Annotated in this window: 19 protein-coding genes and 1 pseudogene; 8 read left to right on the top strand and 12 right to left on the bottom strand. The window is 54.4% G+C overall.

Features of this window, described 5'->3' with window-relative positions; genetic code table 11:
* Positions 1-501 precede the first annotated feature (501 nt).
* Positions 502-1,281, top strand: coding sequence for a hypothetical protein (locus tag BLP45_RS03915; RefSeq protein WP_176754651.1), 780 nt, complete (start codon positions 502-504; stop codon positions 1,279-1,281).
* Positions 1,282-2,280: 999 nt separating this feature from the next.
* On the opposite strand, the gene BLP45_RS03930 is transcribed toward BLP45_RS03915, so the two are convergent.
* The 5 genes from BLP45_RS03930 to BLP45_RS03950 form a co-directional block, all read right to left on the bottom strand.
* Positions 2,281-2,511: a hypothetical protein gene (locus BLP45_RS03930; RefSeq protein ID WP_090369944.1), complete on the bottom strand. Its 231-nt coding sequence runs from the start codon at positions 2,509-2,511 to the stop codon at positions 2,281-2,283.
* Between the two features lie 47 nt (positions 2,512-2,558).
* Positions 2,559-3,509 (bottom strand): cyanobactin maturation protease PatG family protein, encoded by a 951-nt coding sequence (locus BLP45_RS03935; protein WP_090369946.1) that lies wholly within the window; start codon positions 3,507-3,509, stop codon positions 2,559-2,561.
* A 116-nt stretch (positions 3,510-3,625) separates the two neighbouring features.
* Complete coding sequence (locus tag BLP45_RS03940; RefSeq protein WP_090369948.1) at positions 3,626-3,868, bottom strand: hypothetical protein; 243 nt, start codon at positions 3,866-3,868, stop codon at positions 3,626-3,628.
* The gene (locus BLP45_RS03945; RefSeq protein ID WP_090369950.1) at positions 3,865-4,743 is read right to left on the bottom strand and encodes a S8 family peptidase; all 879 of its coding nucleotides are present in this window, start codon (positions 4,741-4,743) and stop codon (positions 3,865-3,867) included. Before BLP45_RS03945 ends, BLP45_RS03940 begins: the two co-directional genes overlap by 4 nt.
* A 331-nt stretch (positions 4,744-5,074) precedes the next feature.
* On the bottom strand, positions 5,075-6,304 hold the full coding sequence (locus BLP45_RS03950) for a hypothetical protein (protein WP_090369952.1): 1,230 nt from the start codon (positions 6,302-6,304) through the stop codon (positions 5,075-5,077).
* Positions 6,305-6,703: 399 nt separating this feature from the next.
* Here BLP45_RS03950 and BLP45_RS03955 point away from each other — a divergent pair.
* Positions 6,704-6,793 (top strand): annotated as a pseudogene (locus tag BLP45_RS03955) (PEP-CTERM sorting domain-containing protein); the annotation flags it as partial.
* Positions 6,794-6,957: 164 nt separating this feature from the next.
* Positions 6,958-7,254, top strand: a complete 297-nt coding sequence (locus BLP45_RS03960; protein WP_090369954.1) for a hypothetical protein — start codon at positions 6,958-6,960, stop codon at positions 7,252-7,254.
* 284 nt (positions 7,255-7,538) lie between these two features.
* Here the strand turns inward: BLP45_RS03960 and BLP45_RS03965 are convergent, their stop codons facing one another.
* The 3 genes from BLP45_RS03965 to BLP45_RS03975 all read right to left on the bottom strand — a co-directional run bounded on the left by BLP45_RS03965 (position 7,539) and on the right by BLP45_RS03975 (position 9,799).
* On the bottom strand, positions 7,539-8,438 hold the full coding sequence (locus tag BLP45_RS03965) for a tyrosinase family protein (RefSeq protein ID WP_090369956.1): 900 nt from the start codon (positions 8,436-8,438) through the stop codon (positions 7,539-7,541).
* A complete protein-coding gene (locus BLP45_RS03970; protein WP_090369958.1) occupies positions 8,435-8,905 on the bottom strand; it encodes a hypothetical protein in 471 nt (156 codons plus the stop codon). Before BLP45_RS03970 ends, BLP45_RS03965 begins: the two co-directional genes overlap by 4 nt.
* Positions 8,906-9,049: 144 nt before the next feature.
* Positions 9,050-9,799 carry a hypothetical protein gene (locus BLP45_RS03975; RefSeq protein ID WP_090369961.1) on the bottom strand — a complete coding sequence of 250 codons (750 nt, stop codon included), beginning with the start codon at positions 9,797-9,799 and terminating at the stop codon, positions 9,050-9,052.
* A 325-nt stretch (positions 9,800-10,124) separates the two neighbouring features.
* Between BLP45_RS03975 and BLP45_RS03985 the strand changes: the two genes are divergently transcribed.
* The gene (locus tag BLP45_RS03985) at positions 10,125-13,190 is read left to right on the top strand and encodes a galactose oxidase-like domain-containing protein (protein WP_090369964.1); all 3,066 of its coding nucleotides are present in this window, start codon (positions 10,125-10,127) and stop codon (positions 13,188-13,190) included.
* Positions 13,191-13,193: 3 nt separating this feature from the next.
* On the opposite strand, the gene BLP45_RS03990 is transcribed toward BLP45_RS03985, so the two are convergent.
* The 3 genes from BLP45_RS03990 to BLP45_RS04000 all read right to left on the bottom strand — a co-directional run bounded on the left by BLP45_RS03990 (position 13,194) and on the right by BLP45_RS04000 (position 15,520).
* Entirely contained in the window at positions 13,194-13,985 is a 792-nt protein-coding gene (locus tag BLP45_RS03990) for a GAF domain-containing protein (RefSeq protein ID WP_090369966.1), read from the bottom strand.
* Positions 13,986-14,213: 228 nt separating this feature from the next.
* A complete protein-coding gene (locus BLP45_RS03995; protein ID WP_090369968.1) occupies positions 14,214-14,636 on the bottom strand; it encodes a hypothetical protein in 423 nt (140 codons plus the stop codon).
* A 14-nt stretch (positions 14,637-14,650) separates the two neighbouring features.
* Positions 14,651-15,520, bottom strand: coding sequence for a hypothetical protein (locus BLP45_RS04000; protein ID WP_143002390.1), 870 nt, complete (start codon positions 15,518-15,520; stop codon positions 14,651-14,653).
* Between the two features lie 476 nt (positions 15,521-15,996).
* Here BLP45_RS04000 and BLP45_RS04005 point away from each other — a divergent pair, with 476 nt between their 5' ends.
* The 4 genes from BLP45_RS04005 (at position 15,997) to BLP45_RS04020 (ending at position 20,722) form a co-directional block, all read left to right on the top strand.
* A complete protein-coding gene (locus BLP45_RS04005) occupies positions 15,997-17,154 on the top strand; it encodes an esterase-like activity of phytase family protein (protein ID WP_090370076.1) in 1,158 nt (385 codons plus the stop codon).
* 348 nt (positions 17,155-17,502) lie between these two features.
* Positions 17,503-18,516, top strand: coding sequence for an SDR family oxidoreductase (locus BLP45_RS04010; RefSeq protein ID WP_090369971.1), 1,014 nt, complete (start codon positions 17,503-17,505; stop codon positions 18,514-18,516).
* Positions 18,517-18,713: 197 nt separating this feature from the next.
* Positions 18,714-19,364: a potassium channel family protein gene (locus tag BLP45_RS04015; protein ID WP_090369973.1), complete on the top strand. Its 651-nt coding sequence runs from the start codon at positions 18,714-18,716 to the stop codon at positions 19,362-19,364.
* On the top strand, positions 19,361-20,722 hold the full coding sequence (locus BLP45_RS04020; protein WP_256327666.1) for a TrkH family potassium uptake protein: 1,362 nt from the start codon (positions 19,361-19,363) through the stop codon (positions 20,720-20,722). The genes BLP45_RS04015 and BLP45_RS04020 overlap by 4 nt, the downstream gene beginning before the upstream one ends.
* An 8-nt stretch (positions 20,723-20,730) precedes the next feature.
* Here the strand turns inward: BLP45_RS04020 and BLP45_RS04025 are convergent, their stop codons facing one another.
* A complete protein-coding gene (locus BLP45_RS04025; RefSeq protein WP_090369975.1) occupies positions 20,731-21,657 on the bottom strand; it encodes a universal stress protein in 927 nt (308 codons plus the stop codon).
* Positions 21,658-21,775: the final 118 nt, after the last annotated feature.

Consider the following 21,775-nt stretch of genomic DNA (forward strand, 5'->3'; position numbering starts at 1 on the left):
ATGGAGAGGTTGAGTCCTCCGTTCGCCACAACGCATACTCACCCGGAATGAGGGGTCCGGCGCGCAGCCTAGACGCCGCGTGTAATCCTTGGCAGAAGACCGAATGTGCCTGGAAAGCCTGCCGACTTTGACGGCACCGACTGATTCAGATGGTAGCCGATGATACACTGCTGGTGCTACCCCATAAAAAGGGTAAAAAAATAAAGATTTGACTTATCTCAAGCCGTAGTCATTCAGTGATTCCTGGCTCGGCCCAAGCTATCATAAGTGCGGCAACGTACAGAGAACAGGAATTGCAGCGTTCATACTCAGCCATATACAATAAGGGCGGCCCAAGCGGTTCCCCAGCAATCTGATAATGGCGACCCCTGCCCCGCAAAAGAGCCGGCAAGGTTGTAAGTCCTGAAAATGTGTAATAGACAGGAAATCCCCTGTCTATCTCCTTATTCCCTCAAAAACAATAAAGGCCCTCCATGAACCAAGGCCATAGGTCGTGAAGTCATGGGCTTTTTCCTACGGCTTCGAAAGTACGCATGGACGCCCGGCCATATTCGCGGTCTTGCAAGCATGTCGGCTATCGTCGCCGGGCTTGGCTTCACGCACGATGCTTACAGTGAAAAAGGCGAGAGGGCGCCCGGCAGCCAAGGCAATAGACCCGAGCCCATGGTCTTCGACTTGGTTGACCCGCTCGGCGCGCCGAAAGGCAAACTCGAGGTCAATACTTTGCTGGATTATTCGCCGCGCTCAGGCCAGGTTGAATGGTCGCCGGAAGTTGAATATTCGTTCGCGAAAGGGCATGCGATCGAATTTGAGCTGCCGCTTGAGAATACAACGCGAAAAGAATATAAGGTTTCCTTACAAGGCACTTTTGGCCATTTGGCAAAAGGGCGGATGCTTCATGGCTGGCAGGCCATCGGCCGCCGGAAGATAGAGGAAAAAGTGTATGCGGCGGAACTCCTCTATTTAAACGATTATCGATTTTCCAATCGGTGGAGCACGATGAATATGGTTGGCGCCAGGCATACCGCGCTCGGCAAATCCGGCGATATTATCGGCTTGATGAATAACAGCTTGTTTTACAGTTATTCGGAGCATTTTATACTCGGGGTCGAATTGAATACCGAAATCGGAAAGCATGACTGGCGTTATCGTTTAACCCCCCAAATTCAGTACGTTGCCGGTAAAGGCGTATCAATCCAGCTGGGAGGGGGACCCTCACAATTGAATGAGACGAGCAAAACCGAATGGTTGCTTACCTCGCGCGTTATTTATGATTTTTAGTTAGTGTTACCGGTTTAACATCTCGCCAGCGTCTTATCAGCGCTCCCTCGGCATGCACCTATCCCGCATTCACCCCAACAGGCACAGCCGCATGCAAAACTGCTCCGAATTGCCCATATTCCTGCAACGGGTCCGGCAATCTGAATCGTCACCACCACCGTCCTCCACAGTCGGGCATTCAATTCTGCATCGTTCAAAACTGACTCCATTTTCAAAAAATCTCTCGCATATGACTTGGCATGCAGATGGTTCAAGGGTCGGTCCAAATCTGATTCCGGCCAATGCCTGCATTTGCAGTCCCTTCTCAAGGGAGCCGGAAACCGCGCGCATACGGTAGTTTCCACCCGTTTTATAAAGCGAGGCCTCCGCGGTGAAACTGGGCATATTCATTTTAATTGCCTCCGGAAATAATGGCTTCGATGATCTCACATGGCGGCATTTCGTTAAGGAAATGCCGATCAAATAAATTTCCGCACGCACCGGGAGTGGCCTGCGAAGTTGCGGCAAACGAGTGTCGCAACGTTCAATTTGCCGTCTTTACTGGGCAAACAGGAGGCCACCGATTGTGAAGGGAGGAAGCCCGCCAAAGAAACGGCATACGAGTTCGCTTCCCCCATTCGCCCTGCATCTCAAGTACGCGCCCAGATCCGGGTCCGACTGAAAAGCCGACCGGAAACCAAATTGCGGCATAACTCCTCCGATGCCGACTGAAGGAACTCCGCCGGAAGCGGCCCTTCCCCGGTATATGCCCATGGTTGGGCCAAGTGATGCCTCTGCATTAAACTGTGGGATGTTCATTTCAAAATCCTCCTGATTAAATATTCCAAAGCAGCAGTCTCCGGTTAAAACAGCAATGAATGCAAAGAGACCGAGCTCTGGCGTGAGTTCTCAAGCAAATAATTTTGATGCCGGTTTGAAATCAAAAAATTGTTAGACTTTTAACCAGATACTACTGTCCGGGAATAATGGTTTCGGCGATCGTATAATGCAGATATTTCCTTAAACTTCACCTAATACTGCATGAATCACCCGCATGGCGCCTCCCGATGTACAGACACATATATCCGTCGCTGCATCGCATTCGCATGTCCAGTCCCGCAGCTTTATACGCTGGGGAATAACTGATCCTCTGCTCGGTGCATCAGTCGCGCCCGCTGCAAGATAATGGCAGTCGCTGGCGTGACGTAGTGCGGCATCAGCTGTAAATCCAGGTATATTCATGGTATTCATTTCGCATCTCCTTTCAGTTCGTTGGGTTTGTGGGGATTCCGTTGGATTTAGCGGTCGTAGTACGGAGACATCTTGGTGACGAGGAATGGAAATTCCTCAGTCACATCGACACGCACAAAGAACTTCTCGACGAAATCAGTGTTACGGTTGGTATAAGAGAAAATGACTTTAAGGATTTTCCGGGTGCTGCTCAGTGATGACGGGACGACTTCCACCCCGGTCATTGAATAATCGTCACCGTATTTCTCGGCCGCCTTGGTATAAATGGCGGGATAACGCATGGCCAGGTAATTCAGTGCCCGGTGCTCATCTGTCGCTCCTGCGTTATCCGTCATTTGCATAATCCTGTCGAACAACTCCTCGGCTGCCGGGCCAAACTGCTTGTCATTAATTTTCTCCGGCTTCGGAATAGCCTTGATGAGTGCGTCGCGGCCGAAAGAGTAGATCTGGTCGAAGACCACGATCGGCACCATTAATCCATTACACATCTGCGGGGGCGCGATAGGGCCGCGCAAACCGATGACGACATCAATGTCGCTGGGAGCAGGCGCAGGGCGAATTGCATCCACCAGCAGGTCGGTATCCGCCGGATCGCGCGGCTGCAGGAGATAGGTTTCCAGGCCTTGTATGGTCAGCACCCAGCATAATTGGCGGACCAGGTAGCGGTTCTGCCGCTGGGACAGAACTGCATGAAAGGCTTGCTGGTCGGTTTTCCCGGTGGTTTCTGTCCGCCCGGTCGCCTGGGCAAATTCCTTTTCCGCCGCAAGGTTCGGGAAACGCGCCTCGACCCGGCCGATAGCATAGACAAACGAGATTGTTCCCATACCATTGGGACTCATCCCCTCGCCTCCTCCACAACTACTACAGCTTCCCGCTCCAGCCTGCGGCGAAATTGCCATGTTTGAAGGAACCTCGGAATAAGGCATCGCTGCTCGCACGTCATTTACACTACTTGCCTGATTAGACGATTGTTCGGTCGTTTCAATTTGTTCAGTCATATTGTTGCTCCCTAAGTGTAAGGTTATTCGTTTTGCCCACTTCGTCCATTTCGTCCCATTTAGTTTGCTTGGCCTTTTTTTGCCGGCCCTTGCCATGCTATTCCAGCCGAACTTTCCTATCTTGACCGCCGGCCAGTGAAAGCCAGCCAGCGGTTGAGTTTGGCTGCCCGGCGTTCACAGCCTCCACAAGGCTTTATTCCGAGATAGGAGCTTGTTCGCTTAACCACGTCGCCAAGCCCGATCTCATCACCGGTGATAAATCCGGGCAGGCGCACCCGGTGGGGTTGTTCTCCTTTGCCTGGCGAGCTGTTCGTTTCGCTCATTTCCCCCGGTTCGTCTCTTTTCCTTGCCCTGGTCATGCTATTCGCCTCTTCGCATTCGATATCATCAGAATTTGGTAGGCGGCACTCGCGTCCAGCAGAGGAGGAACCACCGAGGCTCGTCGTGCCCCGGGGATAAGCGCGAGTTTGATCTGCGCCGCCGTCGCTGTGGGAAATTCCGACCACAGCAGCGCAATGGCACCGGTTACAAAAGGCACGGCAACGCTCGTGCCTCCGAGCGTAAGCGATTTGCCTTCCGAACCTAAACTGGTAATGTTGTCGCCCGGTGCGCTTAACCCCCGCATACCAATCGAACTGCCCAGGTTCGATTCGTTGCTCGGCCGGCCATTCAGGTCGCAGGCTACGACCGGAATGACCCAGGAATGGCGGGTAATGGCTGAGCTCCCCAGGGTGCCCTGATTGCCCGCTGCCGCGACAATCAATACGCCGCGTTTGAGGGCCAGAGTGAGCACCTCTTCCAGCACGTGTTCGCCCCTGGTGGAAGGTTGTGCCAGGGCAAGACTGAGATTGATGACCCGTGCGCCTGCGTTGATGCATTGGAGGATTGCGGCTGCCAATTCCTGCGGTGTCGCGCTGGGCATGTGTTCGCGCCCCGAGGTTGTCTCGGTAAAAATTGGTCGTATGAGGAGGGTACAGTTGGGGCAGATAGCAGGCGCGGTGGAATTCCGTTTTGCGGATAAGATCCCGGTGATAAAAGTTCCGTGAAGGCACGCCGTGCTATTGGCCTGAGTACAGCCGGTGCCGTTATTGCCGGGAATCTCGCGCACATGTTCCGCCGCCAAGCCGGGATGCTGTATCGCAACAGGCCCATCAATCAGTCCGATCCTGACTTCAGGGATGCCGCTGGTGCGTTCCATCAAGGCAGGAAGCTTAACTAATTCCGTCGGAAGCATAGCGCGTTATTCCTTGGGTCTCCCTGGCAGCTATTAAAAAGCAGTACGGTAGCAGTAGTAATGCCGTTGCCGATGACCGGGTTGCTTTGTTTGCGGCCGGCTAATTGTCATGTTGCACCGATAATAAATACTCCTCCCTGAGTCGTTCGGTGCGCTACCGAACGTAGCATCGCCCGGCTTCTTTCCATTGGCCCAAAAAGGGTTTTTAAGGCGAAGATTGCTTGTTGATGGAGCGGCCCCGGTAGATGGAGGATAGGATAAAGGCGCCAGGGCTGTTACCTCATGAAAGGGGATCAATCTATCCATCGTCATACTGCCCGGTAAAACCTGCCTACAATTTCTCGGGAATTTTGAATCCCAAGTAAGTCAGGTTGCTGATCCCCATTAAAATGAGCAAAGTTTCGGGAAACTCCGGGATCGACATGCCGTCCGCGACATAGCCGATGAACACCGTTCCCAGGACAAGCGTCCATATGACGACTTGGAGTCGATGGAAACTTATGCCGTTGCCGTCGTCGCATATATCCCGCCAGAATCCCCTTGATTGTACTGGTTGAGGCGGATTTCCCTGCTGTAAGGACAATTCGGCAATCTTTTGCGAGATAGCGGTTAATTGACTCTCGTTATCTTGGGCAATGGCCGCGGGATTTTTTTCCTTTTGCTCCTTGAGATTCTGTTCTTCCTGGCGAAGCGCCGTGATTTCCTTGACGGTGCCGTCCTGGGTCCCGGATTTTTTGCTGTTGCCAATCAATATGGCGCTCAGTCCGGTGGCGCCGCTGATGCCCAGCAGGATAAGCGCCTGTTGGGGAATGTATTCCATCGTGCCGGTCAGTATCCAGACGCCGACAAATGCCAGCACCACCAGCAATCCCCAGAATGCCATCTGGCTTTTTCCCAGGCTGTAATAGCCAGTATCCTGGTCCCTCAACATGTTCGTTTTATTGGCTATCAGATAGTAGGAGACAAATAGAATCAACAAGGCGCCAGCGATAATGGACAATATTTCCGACGTTGGCGCGACATAAAAACAGAACGGATGGGCAGATTGCACTACCAAAGGCAACTCATTGCTCACCGCAAGGGTCACTTCGATTGGCATGACGTACTCATTCTTGCTTTTGAAGAGCATATCCCATGCTTCGCGCGAATCTTTGAGCGCTGAATTGCGGTCGAGATAAAAGCTGAAGCGCAAGGTATTTCCGTCATCGAGCTGGGATATGGCCGACGGCAGGTTGGCCATCCTTATCCCATCAAACAGCAGAATGGGTGTTCGGGTCGCGCCGGTCTGCTCAAGTTCCGATTTCAGCTTCCTGGCAACCTGGCCGGTAGCCTTGATGTGCACCCTTTCGCCCATTTTAAAAAGAAAGTCTTCCTTGTTTTTTCCTTCATTTTTACCCACGATAAAAAGCCGGCCTTTTTGAATATCCTGGATCTCATTCGTTACTGCGGGATCATGGGGCTGGGAGGCAGATGAAATTTCGCTGGGCGCCTCCTGCGCGGCGGTTTGGGGGAAATAAGCAAATAGCGTGAACATCACCATCGTTACGATCAGGCAACGCATCGGAATTTCCCTCCTTTAAATAGCCAAGAGATAAATAGCCAGGAGAGCGGCAGCCGGCCCAACGTTCCAGCAGGCGGTGTTATAACCAAACCGGCGAATGCCGATATCGAGCTCCCAGCCGAAGCCACTACCCTACTCGGAGGTGAGCAATGCACGCTACTCATGTTGGTCAAGACTGATTCGTTCAAGATAGGATGCCGGGTCAAAGCCCGGAATGACGAAAATGATGAAATTCATCGTATTTTGCTGATGGATAAATAATGCTTGCAGGAAACGAACAAGTGACCCAAAGCTGATTCTTCCATTTATTTTCCAGAAGTTTTCCGAAAGACCAGCCGCGCAGCACCTTAACCTCACTTTTTTATAGCAGATTCACGCCCTTCAGTCGGCGCTTCGTACATTTCCGCTGTTCCCGAACCTGAGTCCTATGCCCTGTTGCTTGCCGGTCTCGGCCTTGTCGGCTTCATGGCGCGGCGCCGCAATAAATGAATAACAGGCTCGGCTTTTTGTGCGACTCGGTGCGGCAACGTACAGAAATTGGCCATCGCGGCGTTTATGCTACGTACTCACTTGGTGAAAACAAGACTCGCCGGGGGGAGTGGAACTTAAGCGCCCTTCTCACCACTTTCAACAACGACTGGAGGAGACTTATTATGCGTTACTTGAAACCTGTCCTCACCGCGGTAACATTGGCATTTGCGCTGACTGCTTGCGAATCGAAGCAGGAAGAGCGCCGGGAAAATGTACTGGAAAACAAGGCTGATATGACGGAAAAGAAAGCGGAAAACGTGCGCGAAAGCGGAGAGAGGGCGGCCGACCGGATTGAAAGGCAAGATCCCGGAATGGATGCCCCCTCCACCGACCGCGCCGCCGAGGCTGTGCGCGACACCTCTGAATCCCGCGCCGACAAGTTGGAAGACAAGGCTGATCGTATCCGCGATAAAAAATAGTATGTGATCCGTCGAATCGCCCCTTGGCCGGGGCGGTGTTGTAACGCAACCCGGTAGCCTGTCAGCATCTGCGAGGTTGTGTGTGCTATCCCCGGCTGAGTAGATCGATGAGCCGGCGTAAGCGTCCTGGTCCTCGTTGGCGGGACCCCCTTTTTATGCAGATAAAGCAGGCACTCCGGCAGCGTTTCATCTCCTATAAAATGACATCCGTCTTTTGATCTAGCGGTAAAGGTTGTCAGTACTTGGGTTCGTTCGAGCCGGAGTGTCATAAAACCTTGCACCCATCAAGTCTGCAAGTCCGCGAGGTCGGATATGGTGTCGTATTCGTAATACCGCTTGTAATCGACCATATCACCCGGTGTAACAGTATCCTCGAAGACGCTATATAGCGGGTCGTCGATCCGGTGAAACTGGAGCGTATCCGGCGCGCTCATATCGGGTACGTAGGCAGAGCCCGCATTTCTTTCCTGCCATGCCGCCCAGATGCGATCCACGTTACAGTGATGCAGGAAGAAGACCGGGTCGTTCGGGGATGATGATAAAGACATATCTCCGCCTATCCAGATATGCACGCTGTTGTGAATGGCTTCGCTCCCGACCCATCCCTCCACATAATTCCTGACGCCGCTCGACGAAAACGAATTGAACGGCGGCGCGTCGTACGCGGTCTGGTCGCGGATGACTGCACGTACCTCATTTCGGGTCGGCAGCCTTCCGCCCCCGAGAGCGCGGTCCAGTGACCGGTCGACGATTTGCAGGTCACCTGTCCTCAAGCTCATTTCCAGGCGTACGCGCCAATCCGCACGGGCAAACTGGCCAAGGTTCTGGTTGCTCCAGATCGGGGATGTGGCAGGTTCATCCAACTCCGCATCGGCTGCCCAGTCCCAGTATGGAATTCTGAAATTCGTATTATTGACCGCCTGCCGCAGGAATCCTTCCAGGGTTATCAGGAAATACCGGTGCCAGGGCAAAAATGCCGGACCGGAATGCGCCGCATTGCGATCATTCTGATCGGGCGGAGTCATCATCATCATCGACTGGTGATGCCAGAAGACGAACATGTCGTACATCGACAAATCGTCCCGCCCGGGCCACGGGAACTGCGCCGGATCTTTAAGCCTTTTCACTCCCTCGATATACATCCGGGCAGCGGCGGCGTCAGTGAGAAAATTGCGGCGAATCATGAGCGGCCTCCTTCGTGGTCATGATTATCGCCGTTGTCGTGAGCATCGTGAGCGGCATGCGGAGCGGAATCGGAGAAAGCATCCGGATAAGCATCCATCACTTGTTTCATCAGGTCGACCGCCGAAGCGTATGTCACGAACGGTGTGGCGTGCGTGTAGACCTGCCCGTCCTGGTCTACCGAAAGATGCATGCCGGCCGGTTTTCCATCGACCTCGATGCGGTAGGTAGTGATGATTTTGATATCATGCCCCTTGTGCGTGAGCTGCCGCACGCTTGTCGCCTCATGCCCACCGCCGTGAGCTCCGCCATGGGAAGCGATATACGTGGGAAATTTTTTCTTGACCCAATCGGGATGGGATTGAGCGCCCCCGGTTGGCGAATAACGCTCAAGCACGGAGGTGTCCGGCGTCCTGATTGGCTCGTCTGGTTTTTTGCCCCCGGCACCGGGAGCATTCTTGTCTTCCATAAATAGTTCCTCCACAAAAATTCAGAAAGAAGAAATGATCATCCTTGTATTTCTCCATTGCTACCGTAGCCTTTCGTCGCGAAGCCGCCGGGTAATCGTTGCGCTGATCCGGCCTCCTCCTCCGACTCCTTCTTGCAAGTCAGCTCAAAGAATAGGAATATCTTCAGCAACGCCTTTCAGCTTCAATACTTCATAAGTGAGTTCCGCACCGGCGGGATCGACCACGCGCCCCCTGCTTCGTATCTTGACCCCTATGGTTTCGAATTCCTGCTGGGCCTCATCTCCCAGATTCACCGGCGGCAGAATCAGCGCAAAATCCAATCCGCCCGCGTCGGCATTGGGTTGCAGAATCACCGAGACAATCAATCCCAGGATGGATTGTTCCTGGCTGATATCATTTCCCCGGAAGACCAGATGGCCTTCAGCGCCGTCGTATTCAAGCTGGGAATCCGGCGGGGTTTCGCTTGCTCCCAGCGGCATGAAAACCTGCGGAAAAAATACGATATGCGTGGAGTCGTCGCAGCCGCTCAAGGTGAAGCGATTTGGTTGCCTGTCCGGCAGCTCAGGCTCGGGTTCACCTGCTTCCAGCAGCGCTGTTTTTGCATTCTGGGAAGCATGTATGCGCACTCCCCTGAATTTTTCCGGAAAATCTTTCCATACATAAATCGCATCAATGGGAGAAATGACCTGGGTTGCAATGCCTTCGGGGGGATCGGCAACGAAATCGAAATCAAAAATTCCGTCCGGGGGCGGCTGAATATAGATGTAAGGCACCAGCCGCGGATTGGACCAGCCTCCGGTAGGCACTGTGCCCGACGCGTCGATTCTCAGTTGGGGCGGGAAACTCTCCAGAACCGCAAGCTCGACTTCGGTAACTTCCAGAATTTTCTTCATGGCTGATCCTCCGGGATTTCGCGATGGGTTTGCGTACGTCACGCGCGCAATAGTTCCCACATTCTTATTATTTATAGTCCATGAAACGGAAAAGACAAGTCATTCTATTTTTCACGCTGCTATTTTGATTCGGGTGAGCGAAATGGCGCGAACGTCTGCCAGTGAAAGGCGGTTTCAGCTCCGCGTTCGCTGCCCAGCCGCATGTTTTGCGTACGGATCGATACCGCCGGACTGGATTCGGGGTCAAGCCCGGAATGACGAAATTTATCGCTTCTTGCATTCGCGCGAATTTTTGCTATCCATATCTTAAAGCGACTGTGTTTGCATGTCTTTAAGCGAAGAGGAGGACGGCATCATGCAAGTGAGACATATCTACCTGAAAATTGAGGCGGTGCCAAATTACAGCCCTGTGGCCCCCGACGATGCCGAACATCATAAACACCGTCTTGACTGCATGAGAAACATGGATCATGCGGACGCGACCATTCCGCAATCGGAAGTCGACCGGCGTTCGCTGGATGCCTTGGTCTATCGCGAGTACCTGGACGCCGCCTACACTGTCCTGAACAACACTCCCCTCATTGCCGCGGACATCAACGAGCCCCGGGTGGAGCGGCGAATTCCGGGAACGGTTATTTACACCCAACCGGACGAGCGGCTTTATATTCACGTATTGAACGGTGACAATGAACCGCACAGCTTCCATGTGCACGGCCTGCACTACGGTATCGACTCGGACGGGTCATGGCCTTTTGGCGTGCAGGAATATGATGGGCCGAATCGCAGCGATGCGATTTGTCCGGGGGACCAGTGGTGCTACGTCTTCGACGTCAGGGAGGACACCGTCGGTGCATGGCCTTTCCACGATCACCATATGCATATCGAAGAAGTCGTGAAACGCGGACTCTTCGGCGGCATCGTGGTTCGCGATCCGCACTGCGACAAGCCGGGCCTTGAGATACCCATCTTCTTCCATCGTCTTACGGCAAAGGTCGGCGCCGCGCTTTTTGACAGCGGCTCGCTCAATGCGGGCGACCTGTTTGATTTTACCTTCAACGAGGAAGGCACCTTCGAATACTACTGCCGTTTTCATCCCATGCAGGGACGCGTGCGCGTGACGGCGGCGGGGCCTCTCACCGCGACCATCAATATCCTGGATACCCCCGCTCGCTTCGAGCTCGACGATATCACGGTAGGCGTCGGCGCGGTGGTTACCTGGAACCACGCCGGCAACCAGCCGCATACCGTGACCGAGCGCAGCGGTGCCGGGCTGGAGTCATTCGCCATCAATGGGCGCACCTTCGTGGGCAACACGCCAACTATCGTGGCCGAGTCCGGCACTCGGGTGCGCTGGTACGTTTTCAACCTGGACTTGAGCATGGTATGGCATAACTTTCACCTGCATGGGCAACGCTGGCGGTGGGGCAATGAGTGGGTCGACACGCGCTCCCTCGGGCCGGCCGAATCGTTTGTCGCCGATACCGTCGTGCCGCCCGTTATTCTGCAACCCTTGCCGCTTGAGTGCGGTTGCGAACCTCGCGATGGGCATGAAGGTCATGATCCGATGCAGGGGGACGAGAATGAGGATGAGCACGGTTCGCACGGGCGGCCTCGCGAGGAACCTGAAACGCGTGCGTCCGGCTCTGTTGCGCACGCGCACACTCTCCATGCCTCCATGCCTGGTACATCCGTCGGGTCACCGAAGCCGGAGAGTAAACATGAGCATTCAAAAGACGAGTCCGATCCCTACCCTGGCCGGTCGAAGAAAAAATGCAGGAAATACCAGTTGCAAGGCGACTTCCTGATTCACTGCCATGTGGAGATGCACATGATGGAAGGCATGGCCGCGGTGCTTCGCGCTACCCAGGAAGTCGAGCTGAGCGACGAGGAACTTGAAAAGATTTGTTACCAGTTGCCAACGGTGCACGCGCACCAGTGCCCTGAAGTTGAGCACCATCCTTGCGGTGGAGATGGCGAGGACAGTTGGGAATTACTGGAACCATCTCCGATTTTCGTGGTTCATGGCGCACTATTGAACACGGGGCATGTATTGCTCTTTTCCGGCGCGGCGGAAAGGAATTATCCGCTCGAAGCCCGAATCTGGGATCCCGCAACCAAGCAGATCATGCCGGGGGTCATTCCTTTGCCGGAAGACTTTTTCTGCAGTGGGCACATATTCATGGCTGACGGCCGCCTGCTCGTGGTTGGCGGCGATACAAATGGCGCGGGGCACACCAATAATCGCTGCTTCATCTTCACGCCTGATCCGGTAAACCCGGATAGCGGCACCTTTGCGCCCGCCGCCAGCATGGCGCATGCCCGCTGGTATCCGACAGCACTGAGCCTGAATGACGGGCGCATACTCGCGTTTTCCGGCGGACATCCCATCGCGGCGGAAGTGGAGGTATTCGACGGCGGCACATGGACGCCGGTATCCGGCGCTAACCGTTCATTCGATGAGCTGTATCCCGGCATGCATCTCCTCCCCTCGGGGGAAATTTTCTACACCCGCGCCGGCTGGGCCGGCGCGACCGGAACACAGACCGCTTATCTGACCATGACCGGCGCCGCCAGCGGGAGCTGGACCGATTATGGGCAGCAACAGTTTTACGATCGCCAGGAAGGCATGAGCCTTCTCATGATCGACACCACAGTGAGTCCCGAACACACGCGCCTCTATGTCTTCGGCGGCGGCGTGTCCGGCCCTCCCACCGCACGCAATAATGCTACGGGAGAAGTAATCGAATTCAGCGGTGGCATCGCGGGATCGGCCTGGGCGCGCATCGCGGATATGAACTTCGGCCGGACAAACGTGAATGCGGTCGTGCTGCCTACCGGTAAAATACTCATCGTAGGCGGTCACAGCAACGGCCAGAAATGGTCGCCCACACCCGTGCTGGAAACGGAGACCTACGATCCCGCCACGGATACCTGGACACCTGGCGCACCGCTCAATTTCCCGCGCCAGTACCATTCCGTATGCATTCTGCTGCCAGACGGAAGAATCCTGGCGGCGGGTGGCGTCGCACCAGGCACCGCGGATGCGGATCAGCATTCGGTGGAATTGTACTCGCCTGGTTACCTGAGTCTGGGAGCGCGCCCGGCGATATCGAATGCCCCTTCCGCCGTCGCCTATGCGAACAGCTTTACGATCGATACGCCACAGGCCGCCGATATCAACGCAATTGTCTTGATCGCGCCGATTTCAGTGACTCATCACACCGATGCCGGACAGCGTTATATCAAATTGCCGATCGATTCACGCACGGCCACCGCCGTTGAAACCACGGCCCCGGCCAATGGAAACATTGCGCCACCGGGTTTCTACATGCTCTTCGTGGTCGATAACCAAGGCGTGCCGTCAGAGGCAAGGTTTGTGGAGATTTCCTAGCTGCTAGCCTGGTAGCTTATCCGGGGAATTCTTTCTTTCCCCCCGTGCCACGCGCTTACTATGCCGCTGCAAGTTGTTGTTTAGCTGGGCGATGATATCCGACGCAACATTGATGATCTGACCTGAGCCGAAGCCTGCGCGGGTTAATTCCTTATAGAAGGATTTCGCCATGATCTTTGCTATTTGATCCGGGTTATGCACAACGCTTTCCATCGAATTGCCTATATTTTTCTCGCCTTCCTGTATTAGCGCCATTTGAGCAAAACGGGAATTCAGAACGTTCTGAAGTTGTATTGCCTGAATTGATTTACCGATAAACAGGACAACCACGTCAAGCAGATTCAAATCTCTCTGCGTAAAGGATTCTCCCTTATTGCAGCCAGTGACATTGACCACGCCTGCTATGCGGGTGTTAATTCTAATGGGCGAGCAAAGCAGGCTTTTATGGGGATTGCTGGCACGCCGCGCCCGGTTGGCGAACTCGGATTTATTGATATCCTCAATGAATAACGATTTTCCGGTAGCAATTACATGTCCCGCGATACCCTCCCCCTTGCGTACGGATTCCTTGTAGGCGGCTGACGGCAACTCGCCGTGGCCGGCAAAAACTCTCATGCGGGGATTTTCAGGTTCGCCATCATTCAAAAGCATGATGGAGCAATTTTGGGCGCCGAGAATTTCGGCCGTCTTTTCCGTCAGTTGTAAAAGATTGTCTTCGAGGCTGCCATTTTCCTGGAAATCGGATATATCCTGAAGTCTGAGCAGCTGGTTTTCCACCTCGTCCGTGATATGCATTCAGACCTCATGATGTAATCGATAGCTTCTTTATAGCAGTGCGCCGACCATGTGGCAAAAAATTTTGATCCGGCGGATGGGCGCAATAGCGCGGTAATGGAAAGAATATTTTCGGAATGAGCGGATAAGCAATTTGCGGCGTTTCACTGAAATTCATGGGGCCGGCATCTCCCGCGCGCGGCAAAAACCGGCACCTCATTGCGAGAAGATCAAACCCCCAATTTCAAATTATGATGATTCTGAACCAGCGGAATTGACAATAGCTGAAGCAGCATCTTCCAGTGCAACGATGGCGGCGGGTATGCCCGCCGCGTTGCCCGAAGTCACCGCGCCGGCGAAGAGAACCAGTGCGGAGGCGAGATCGAGCGCCTGCTTGAATTTTGCAATATGCTTTATCGTCGATTTTGCATTCTCGACACTGCTTTGTAAGCGTGCGAGCGAGGCCTGGCTATCCCTCAGGATCAACCCTATCGCCCCGGTGTACAGGCTGGAGGCGGTATTGAGAAGCGTGATCTCCCGCTCATCGAGTTCATCCCACTGGGATCGGCTCAGGCTGCCCCTGTTGTCGATGCGCCAATCCCGGAGCGCGATTGCCGCATCGCGGAACTGGTTACCTAACTCAAAAGCATCATCCGCCGTCAGCTTTTCCATGTTCTTCCCTCATTTCATCGCGCCACATCAAGCAGGTTCCTGTATGCGGCACGAAGTTCGCTGATATGCTGCTTGAATTGCCGGCCCAGTTCATCATTGCCCAGCATATCGCGATTGTCATACAGGTACTGGTGTCCCGCCGCGATTTTTTCCAGCACGGCATCGTAGCGCTGCGCCCCTTGGATACGGCTCTCGATGCGGCCCAGCGCTTCCGCCTTGGCTTCTTTTCCCAGCGCGATCGCAACGGGCTCTACGGGGTTGTCTGGCGCCAGCATGAAGTTATCGTAATATCGCCCGGCCATTGCGGATTCCACCCGCAAATCAGGAATGATGCCGCTCTTTATAATCTTGCGGGTGGCCTTCATCACTTCTTGAAGGGGCTGGTTCCCGTCTCGAATCAATTTCTTCATTTCATGCTGCCGATATAACGCGGTGACACTACGCGCGAGCAGGGTCGACAGCGCACCGACGGCCTGTTTCTCGTTCCGGTCGAGCAGTGTCGCCTCGTTGAGACTGGCGCTGAGATCTTTAAGCGACCGGTCGAAAGTCCTGATTTCGCCGGAAGCAAGACTGCCGAGGCCCTGCATGTAATCCGCCACTGTTTGCTGGAGCACATCCAGACTACTGCGCTGCGCCTCTCGGCGCATCGTTAGCGCTTCCAGTTCGCCATGAAATTTCGGGGGCTGGTATTGCTTGCGCCGCTCAAGCGCGCCAACATAATCTCTGGTAAGCGCCTGGTAGCCAGCGGCATTCCCGGAAAGCGACGCGAACGCCGTTACTTCCTTGAAACTGGCGCATCCGGACGCGCCAATTGCCAGGAAGAGCACGGATAATAGCAGCCGGGTTCTTCCGGTTATGCCTGTTGTTCGGAGGATACGAGCCATGTCTTGTTTTACTCTAGTGTAGTGAATCAGAGATATCGTTACTTAAAAATGACTGGATTGCCGCCATACCGCGTTGCTCGTCGTTACATGAATAACTATGCGCCTCTCGCGCCTTGTCTGACGCCAATCCAGTCATTTTTAACGTTCCTTCACGGTTTATTCATTTGAATCGGTTATGTAACGATATCTCTAACTCACTACACTAGCCCACGTGAACGATAATAGTCAGTAGCCGAGATCTACCCTGCTACGCCGCAATATAACCGGGATTGCAATGCGGGTAAACCTGCCCGTTACCGTTAATCATTGCCGTTAATTTCATTCGGAAAAATGGGATTGGTTTTATTGGATTGAAGTTTGGTGCGCGGCACGAAAAGTAAGGGCCAAAGGATGTATTGGCGTGTATTAAGGCGTATATTTCCTGCGCTTAAAGAACTTCCCGGTTGCGCGCCATTATTTCCAATAAAATCCCGCTGATGAAAATAATTTTTGCCGCCGCCCTGGTCGCGAGCTTTGCCGCCCCTGTCTGCGCCGTAGATTTCGGCCTGCGCTATATCGGTCAGCAAATCGTGCCCAGTAAAACGATCTTCCAAGGCACCACCATCGGTGGTTTGTCCTCCCTGGATTACAATCCCCATACCGGTCGATACCTGTCTGTCAGCGACGACCGCAGCAAAACCAATCCGGCGCGTTTTTATGAATTATCTCTGGATCTTGCCCAATTTGAGCGCTCGGCCTCTCCGGGCATAGCTGGCGTGACGTTCCATGCGGTAACGACCATTCAGCAACCCGATGGGAGTGCGTTTAAAGGAAATTCGGTGGACCCGGAAGGCATGCGCTTCGATGCCAAGCGCAACAAGATTTACTGGAGCAATGAGGGCCATCGCGGTATTTTCGGTTTCCACAGCCCGACCGTGCGGGAAATGAATCCGGATGGAAGTTATAGCCGCGATTTTGCGGTACCCATTCGCTATAATCCGAGGGGTTCCAATATCGGGTTATTCCCTGGCGATAAAGGTATTTACAATAATCTGGCATTTGAAAGCCTGGCGATATCAGTGGACGGGACCACGCTCTACACCGCCACTGAAAATGGGTTGATACAGGATAGCCCACCGTCAAACATATTCACGGGTTCCCGCGCGCGTATTCTTTCCTTCGACATCGCAACTGGAGAAGCCAGTGCCGAATACATTTATGATGTTGGTCCGGTTGTCTTCGCTCCCGCATCTTTCATCGGCTTCGCCACCAATGGCTTGACCGACTTCATTGCTATCGGCGACCGGCAATTCATCACCATCGAGCGCTCTTTCACCCTGGGCGCAGCCACGCCCGGCAATACCGCCACCGGTTATACCGTCCGGCTTTATTATGCCGACGCCCGAAACGCCACCGACGTTTCCGGCATGGAATCGATCGCGGGCGAAAGCATCCAGCCTGCGACCAAAACCTTGCTGCTGGACTTGTCGGAGCTCAAAAACACGGATGGCTCCGTGCTGGCGGTGGGTAATATCGAAGGCATCACCTTTGGCCCGGTCTTCAATGGCAAACGCACGCTCGTGCTGGTCGCCGACAATAATTTCTCCAGAAAGCAGCTCACCCAGTTCGTGGCGCTGGAGATCAATACTCCTTAAAGAGCCTCAACCCTCTCCCGTAATACCAATAATAGGGACAGACCACGGTTTTTCCGATCTTCTGTCTCCTGCATGTCCAGGAAACCGTGGTCTGTCCCCCATTTTTGCTCCATTTTTGCTTGCCATTCTTGCTATTACACTTGCCTCTAATGTGCCGTAACGCACGGATGGGATACATTAAACGCGAAATCATATACACGCTTTGAGCGATGCTCGCATAGCCATCCGCTCGCTCGACCCCTTGTGCTTGTGTTCGTGCTGCCGCTTTGGGGAACTGCCAATCTGATTGCCGTTTGGCATGTGTCTTTCGACCACACACGTCACTCAGCAATTTTATAGGAGAAGAACATGAAATTAAAAAATGATGCCATTGCCTCACGTCGCCAGTTTGTTGGCGGCATGACCGCCGGCCTTGCCGCGGCATTCGTTTCCCCCGCCCTCGGGCAGCCAGAAAGCGCTTCCGCCGCCTCGCGGCAAGGCCCCAGCCAATCCCGTAAACAGGACCCGAGGACCCAATACCCGGCACCCCCCTTCCCCGACCAGAAACAGGAGCCGCCGGGCCTTGCGAGCAAGATGGTGCCGCGGCCTGATCATGGTGAAACAAGCTACAAGGGCTCGGGCCGGCTGACGGGTAGAAAGGCGCTCGTGACCGGCGGCGATTCCGGCATTGGCCGTGCCGCCGTCATCGCCTTTGCGCGCGAAGGCGCCGATGTCGCGATCAACTATCTCCCCGTCGAGGAGCCTGACGCTCGGGAGGTCGTGGAACTGATCCGGGCGGAAGGGCGTAAGGCGGTGGCGATCCCCGGCGACATCCGGGACGAGGGTTTTTGCTCCAGGCTCGTCGCCAACGCCGTCCGGGATCTCGGCGGACTGGACATCCTTGTCAACAATGCGGCCATGGCTGCCGCGCAACCCTCGATCACCGACCTTACGACCGAGCAGTTCGACTCGATATTCAAATGCAACGTTTATGCGATGTTCTGGATCACCAAGGCCGCGATGCCGCACCTTAAGCCCGGCGCGGCAATTATCAACACGAGTTCCGTCGAGGCTTACACGCCATCCCCGGCGTTTCTCGATTACGTGCAGACGAAAGCGTGCATCGTTGCTTTCACAAAAGCGCTGGCAAAGCAGGTCGCCGAGCAGGGGATACGGGTGAACGCGGTAGCGCCGGGACCATTCTGGACCCCGATGCAAACGACTGGATGGGCGGATCTCAGCAGGTTCGGCAAGGAAACTCCGCTTGGCCGGCCAGGTCAACCAGCGGAGTTGGGTCCCCTGTATGTCTTGCTTGCGTCACAGGAGTCGAGCTATGCAACCGGCCAGGTGTATGGTGCATCGGGCGGAGAGGGACAGCCCTAGGCGTACAGCCTGTATCCGGCAGAAAGCCGCTCCTTCTGATAAAATGCGTGAATTCAAAGGCAACGGAATGGGCAAACGGTCTCCCGCCCTTTCAGGTTACCGAGCCGGTTGACGCGAGTCGACTGTTTCCCTTCTCTCCGCCCCCGCTGTTCTCTCGCCAAAGACAGCACCGGGAATGAAACGGCTGAAATTGATTAATGAAACGCACCTATACCGTTATCGGCCTTGGCGTCTTTGGATCAACCATAGCCCTTGAACTTTCGCGCCTGGGTTTTGATGTTATCGGCATTGACCTCGATCCCAATCTCGTCAACGGCTTCGCCGATAGAATCACACAGGCAGTGATCGCCGACGCCCGCGATGAGAAGGTATTGCGCGACCTCGGCGTGCATGAATGCGATGGCGTCGTGGTCGCCATCGGAGAAGATATCGAAGCCAACATTCTCGCCACGCTCATTGTGAAGGGCATGCCCAAGCCCAAAGTGTGGGCAAAGGCGCTCAATCCGAACCATCACAAGATTCTCGAAAAACTCGGCTGTGACCATATCGTGCATCCGGAGCATGAAATGGGCCTGCGCCTCGCACGCGGCATGGTCTATCCCGAGGTCATGGATTACATCAGTTTCGGAGACGACCAGTTTACCGTTGAAGTACGTGCTTCGGAGCGGCTTGCGGGACAAAACATCGATGCGCTGCATCTGCCCGAGAATGGGTTGCAATGCTTATTGATCAAGCATCTGAATCAGGTGATGACACCACCTCCACCGCAGTACGTGTTCAAGCTTGACGACAAAATCCTGTTGTGGGGCACGCTGGGCAATCTGCGCAAGATCACCAAGTATTTATGATGCCAACATTGTTCGGCTCGCAGCTGCTTCAGCGGGCAAAGGCACAGGCTCTCGGCCTGACGCCTCCTCAAGCTTTGGTCCTTTCCTATATCGGGCTGTCTTTCATCGGCACCCTGCTGCTAAAACTACCGGACGCCAGCCATCAGCCAACCTCATGGCTGCAGGCGCTTTTCACGGCTGTGTCCGCTTCGACCGTCACCGGGCTTGTGGTTGTCGACACCGGCACCCACTTCACATTATTCGGCCACTGGATATTGCTGGTTCTGATGCAATGCGGCGGCCTGGGCTTGATGACTTTCGGCATCATCGTCATTCATCTGACACGAGGCCAATTGGCGCTGCGGCACCGTGCCGCCTTGCGCGAGACATTCAATCACACTGGACAAGGCGATATTTGGCGCGTGATGTTGTGGGCGGTCGGCTTCACTGCAATCATGGAACTGCTTGGCACCGCTTTCCTTGCTTTGCAGTGGGTGCCGGAGATGGGTTGGAGCAAGGGTCTGTTTTATAGCCTTTTTCATACCCTTGCGGCATTCAACAATGCGGGTTTTGGGCTGGCGCCGGACAGTCTGATGACCTACGCGGGCAGCCCTTTGGTGAATATCGTTATTTCCTTGCTGTTCATTTCCGGAGGAATCGGATTCGTTGTCATAGCCGATATGATCGACAAAAAGCGTTTCAGGCATTTCTCGCTTCATACCAAGCTGATGCTGGTCGGTACATTGGTTATCAATCTGGTTGCCATGACCGTGATTTTGATACTTGAGCACGGCAATCCCGCGACGCTGGCTACGCTGCCCGACTGGAGCGCAAAACTGTGGGCGTCCTGGTTCCAGGCGGTTACGCCGCGTAGCGCGGGCTTCAATACCCTGGATATAGGAGAGCTATTTCCTTCCACCGCATTTTTCATCATCGGGCTGATGTTCATCGGCGGCGGCAGCGGTTCGACGGCTGGCGGCATCAAGCTTAGCACCTTCATCGTGGCGCTGCTGGCGACCTGGGCGTTTTTGCAAGGTCGTGAGCGCCCTGTCGTGTTTGGACGCACCATTCAACTCGATATCATCCGTAAATCGCTGGCGATAATCGTTATCTCGCTGCTTTGCGTCAGCACGGGCATATTCTTGCTGGCCGTAACCGAAAAGGAAGATTTTCTCGATTTGGCGTTTGAAGCGGTATCAGCTGCCGCGACGGTGGGATTATCGAGAGGAATCACTGCGGATTTATCCGCCGCCGGGCAGGGCATCCTCGTCGTGCTGATGTTGATCGGTCGCGTGGGACCGCTCACCATCGCGTTTACCCTGGCCAAGGCACATGGCGAAAGTATCCAGTATCCGGCTGGCCAGGTGAATATCGGGTAGCGGGTAGTTCAATCTTGCCCAGCCCGATTTGGCAGCGGCACAATGAGAACATCGCAGGAACTCTGCCCGATGACCTGCCGCGATACGCTTCCCAGCAGCAACTCCTCGAAACGGGAACCTCCATGTTTTCCCAGAACGATCAGGTCCGGCTTCATTACTTTGGCATGATCATGGACGACATGCCCGGGATGGCCGAAAACCACGTGACGGGAGAACAATCGTTTATCGCCTTCGTTTTTTTCGGGCTGAAGTTCCGCAATAAATTGATTGAGATCCCGCCGGGCGTCTTCTTCAGCCTTGATATGGTATTCATGGATAGCATCCCGCGCAACGTTCACGTACCGCATTTGCTCTTCGAACACCATATCAAAGGCATGCAGAAAAGTTATCTGCGCTTCAGGCGCCACTTTCAGGGCCATTTGCGCTGCGCGCCGCGAATTTTCCGAGAAGTCAACCGGAACCAGTACCTGGCGATAGGGTTGCGCGAGCTGATTTTTTACTACAAGCAGAGGGATTTTGCTCAAACGCGCCAGTTTATCGGCAGTGTTACCGAGAAAAAAATCAGTAAAAAAGTTACCTCCGTGCATGCCGATAACCGTTAATTCCGCAGGCAGTTCATTCGCCCGGGAAATGATTTCCTCTTCCGGTTGCCCAAATCTAACGGTATCGGTACAGCGAATGCCGTAGTTGTCTTGCAACTGTCCGGAGATCAGCCGCAGTTCGCGCAAAGTGCGCTCTACCAGCATGGATTCCGCCGCCGCCGGTGGTGTTTTCAGGACGAGCCCGAGGGCCTCCGGCAATCCTGCTTCCTTTACTGTCAGCAACTCGACCGCGTCGCAGTTCAGGTCAGCGCATAACGCCGCGGCGCGCGTCGCCGCATGGAATGAATAATCGGAAAGATCGGTTGCTGCAAGGATTTTTGTGATGTTCGGCATGTCCTCTCCTGCGCTGCTATTATAAAACTTACATATTCAGCTGCTCAAAATCGTGCGTGAGACGTACCAGGCATATCCTCTTGAATCAGCCGGTAGGCGTTCCCCAAGCTTTGCGCGG

Source organism: Nitrosospira sp. Nl5 (assembly GCF_900102495.1).
In the GTDB taxonomy this organism is placed as follows: Bacteria; Pseudomonadota; Gammaproteobacteria; order Burkholderiales; family Nitrosomonadaceae; genus Nitrosospira.

Bases quoted from the DNA above. Each gene is read 5' to 3' on its own strand.
- BLP45_RS04000 (WP_143002390.1), bottom strand. From the start codon at position 15,520: ATGGCTCGTATCCTCCGAACAACAGGCATAACCGGAAGAACCCGGCTG.
- BLP45_RS04010 (WP_090369971.1), top strand. From the start codon at position 17,503: ATGAAATTAAAAAATGATGCCATTGCCTCACGTCGCCAGTTTGTTGGC.
- BLP45_RS04005 (WP_090370076.1), top strand. From the start codon at position 15,997: ATGAAAATAATTTTTGCCGCCGCCCTGGTCGCGAGCTTTGCCGCCCCT.
- BLP45_RS04020 (WP_256327666.1), top strand. From the start codon at position 19,361: ATGATGCCAACATTGTTCGGCTCGCAGCTGCTTCAGCGGGCAAAGGCA.
- BLP45_RS03975 (WP_090369961.1), bottom strand. From the start codon at position 9,799: ATGAAGAAAATTCTGGAAGTTACCGAAGTCGAGCTTGCGGTTCTGGAG.
- BLP45_RS03970 (WP_090369958.1), bottom strand. From the start codon at position 8,905: ATGGAAGACAAGAATGCTCCCGGTGCCGGGGGCAAAAAACCAGACGAG.
- BLP45_RS03915 (WP_176754651.1), top strand. From the start codon at position 502: ATGGGCTTTTTCCTACGGCTTCGAAAGTACGCATGGACGCCCGGCCAT.
- BLP45_RS03935 (WP_090369946.1), bottom strand. From the start codon at position 3,509: ATGACTGAACAAATTGAAACGACCGAACAATCGTCTAATCAGGCAAGT.
- BLP45_RS03995 (WP_090369968.1), bottom strand. From the start codon at position 14,636: ATGGAAAAGCTGACGGCGGATGATGCTTTTGAGTTAGGTAACCAGTTC.
- BLP45_RS03985 (WP_090369964.1), top strand. From the start codon at position 10,125: ATGTCTTTAAGCGAAGAGGAGGACGGCATCATGCAAGTGAGACATATC.
- BLP45_RS03930 (WP_090369944.1), bottom strand. From the start codon at position 2,511: ATGAATACCATGAATATACCTGGATTTACAGCTGATGCCGCACTACGT.
- BLP45_RS03945 (WP_090369950.1), bottom strand. From the start codon at position 4,743: ATGCTTCCGACGGAATTAGTTAAGCTTCCTGCCTTGATGGAACGCACC.
- BLP45_RS04025 (WP_090369975.1), bottom strand. From the start codon at position 21,657: ATGCCGAACATCACAAAAATCCTTGCAGCAACCGATCTTTCCGATTAT.
- BLP45_RS03960 (WP_090369954.1), top strand. From the start codon at position 6,958: ATGCGTTACTTGAAACCTGTCCTCACCGCGGTAACATTGGCATTTGCG.
- BLP45_RS03965 (WP_090369956.1), bottom strand. From the start codon at position 8,438: ATGATTCGCCGCAATTTTCTCACTGACGCCGCCGCTGCCCGGATGTAT.
- BLP45_RS04015 (WP_090369973.1), top strand. From the start codon at position 18,714: ATGAAACGCACCTATACCGTTATCGGCCTTGGCGTCTTTGGATCAACC.
- BLP45_RS03950 (WP_090369952.1), bottom strand. From the start codon at position 6,304: ATGCGTTGCCTGATCGTAACGATGGTGATGTTCACGCTATTTGCTTAT.
- BLP45_RS03990 (WP_090369966.1), bottom strand. From the start codon at position 13,985: ATGCATATCACGGACGAGGTGGAAAACCAGCTGCTCAGACTTCAGGAT.
- BLP45_RS03940 (WP_090369948.1), bottom strand. From the start codon at position 3,868: ATGACCAGGGCAAGGAAAAGAGACGAACCGGGGGAAATGAGCGAAACG.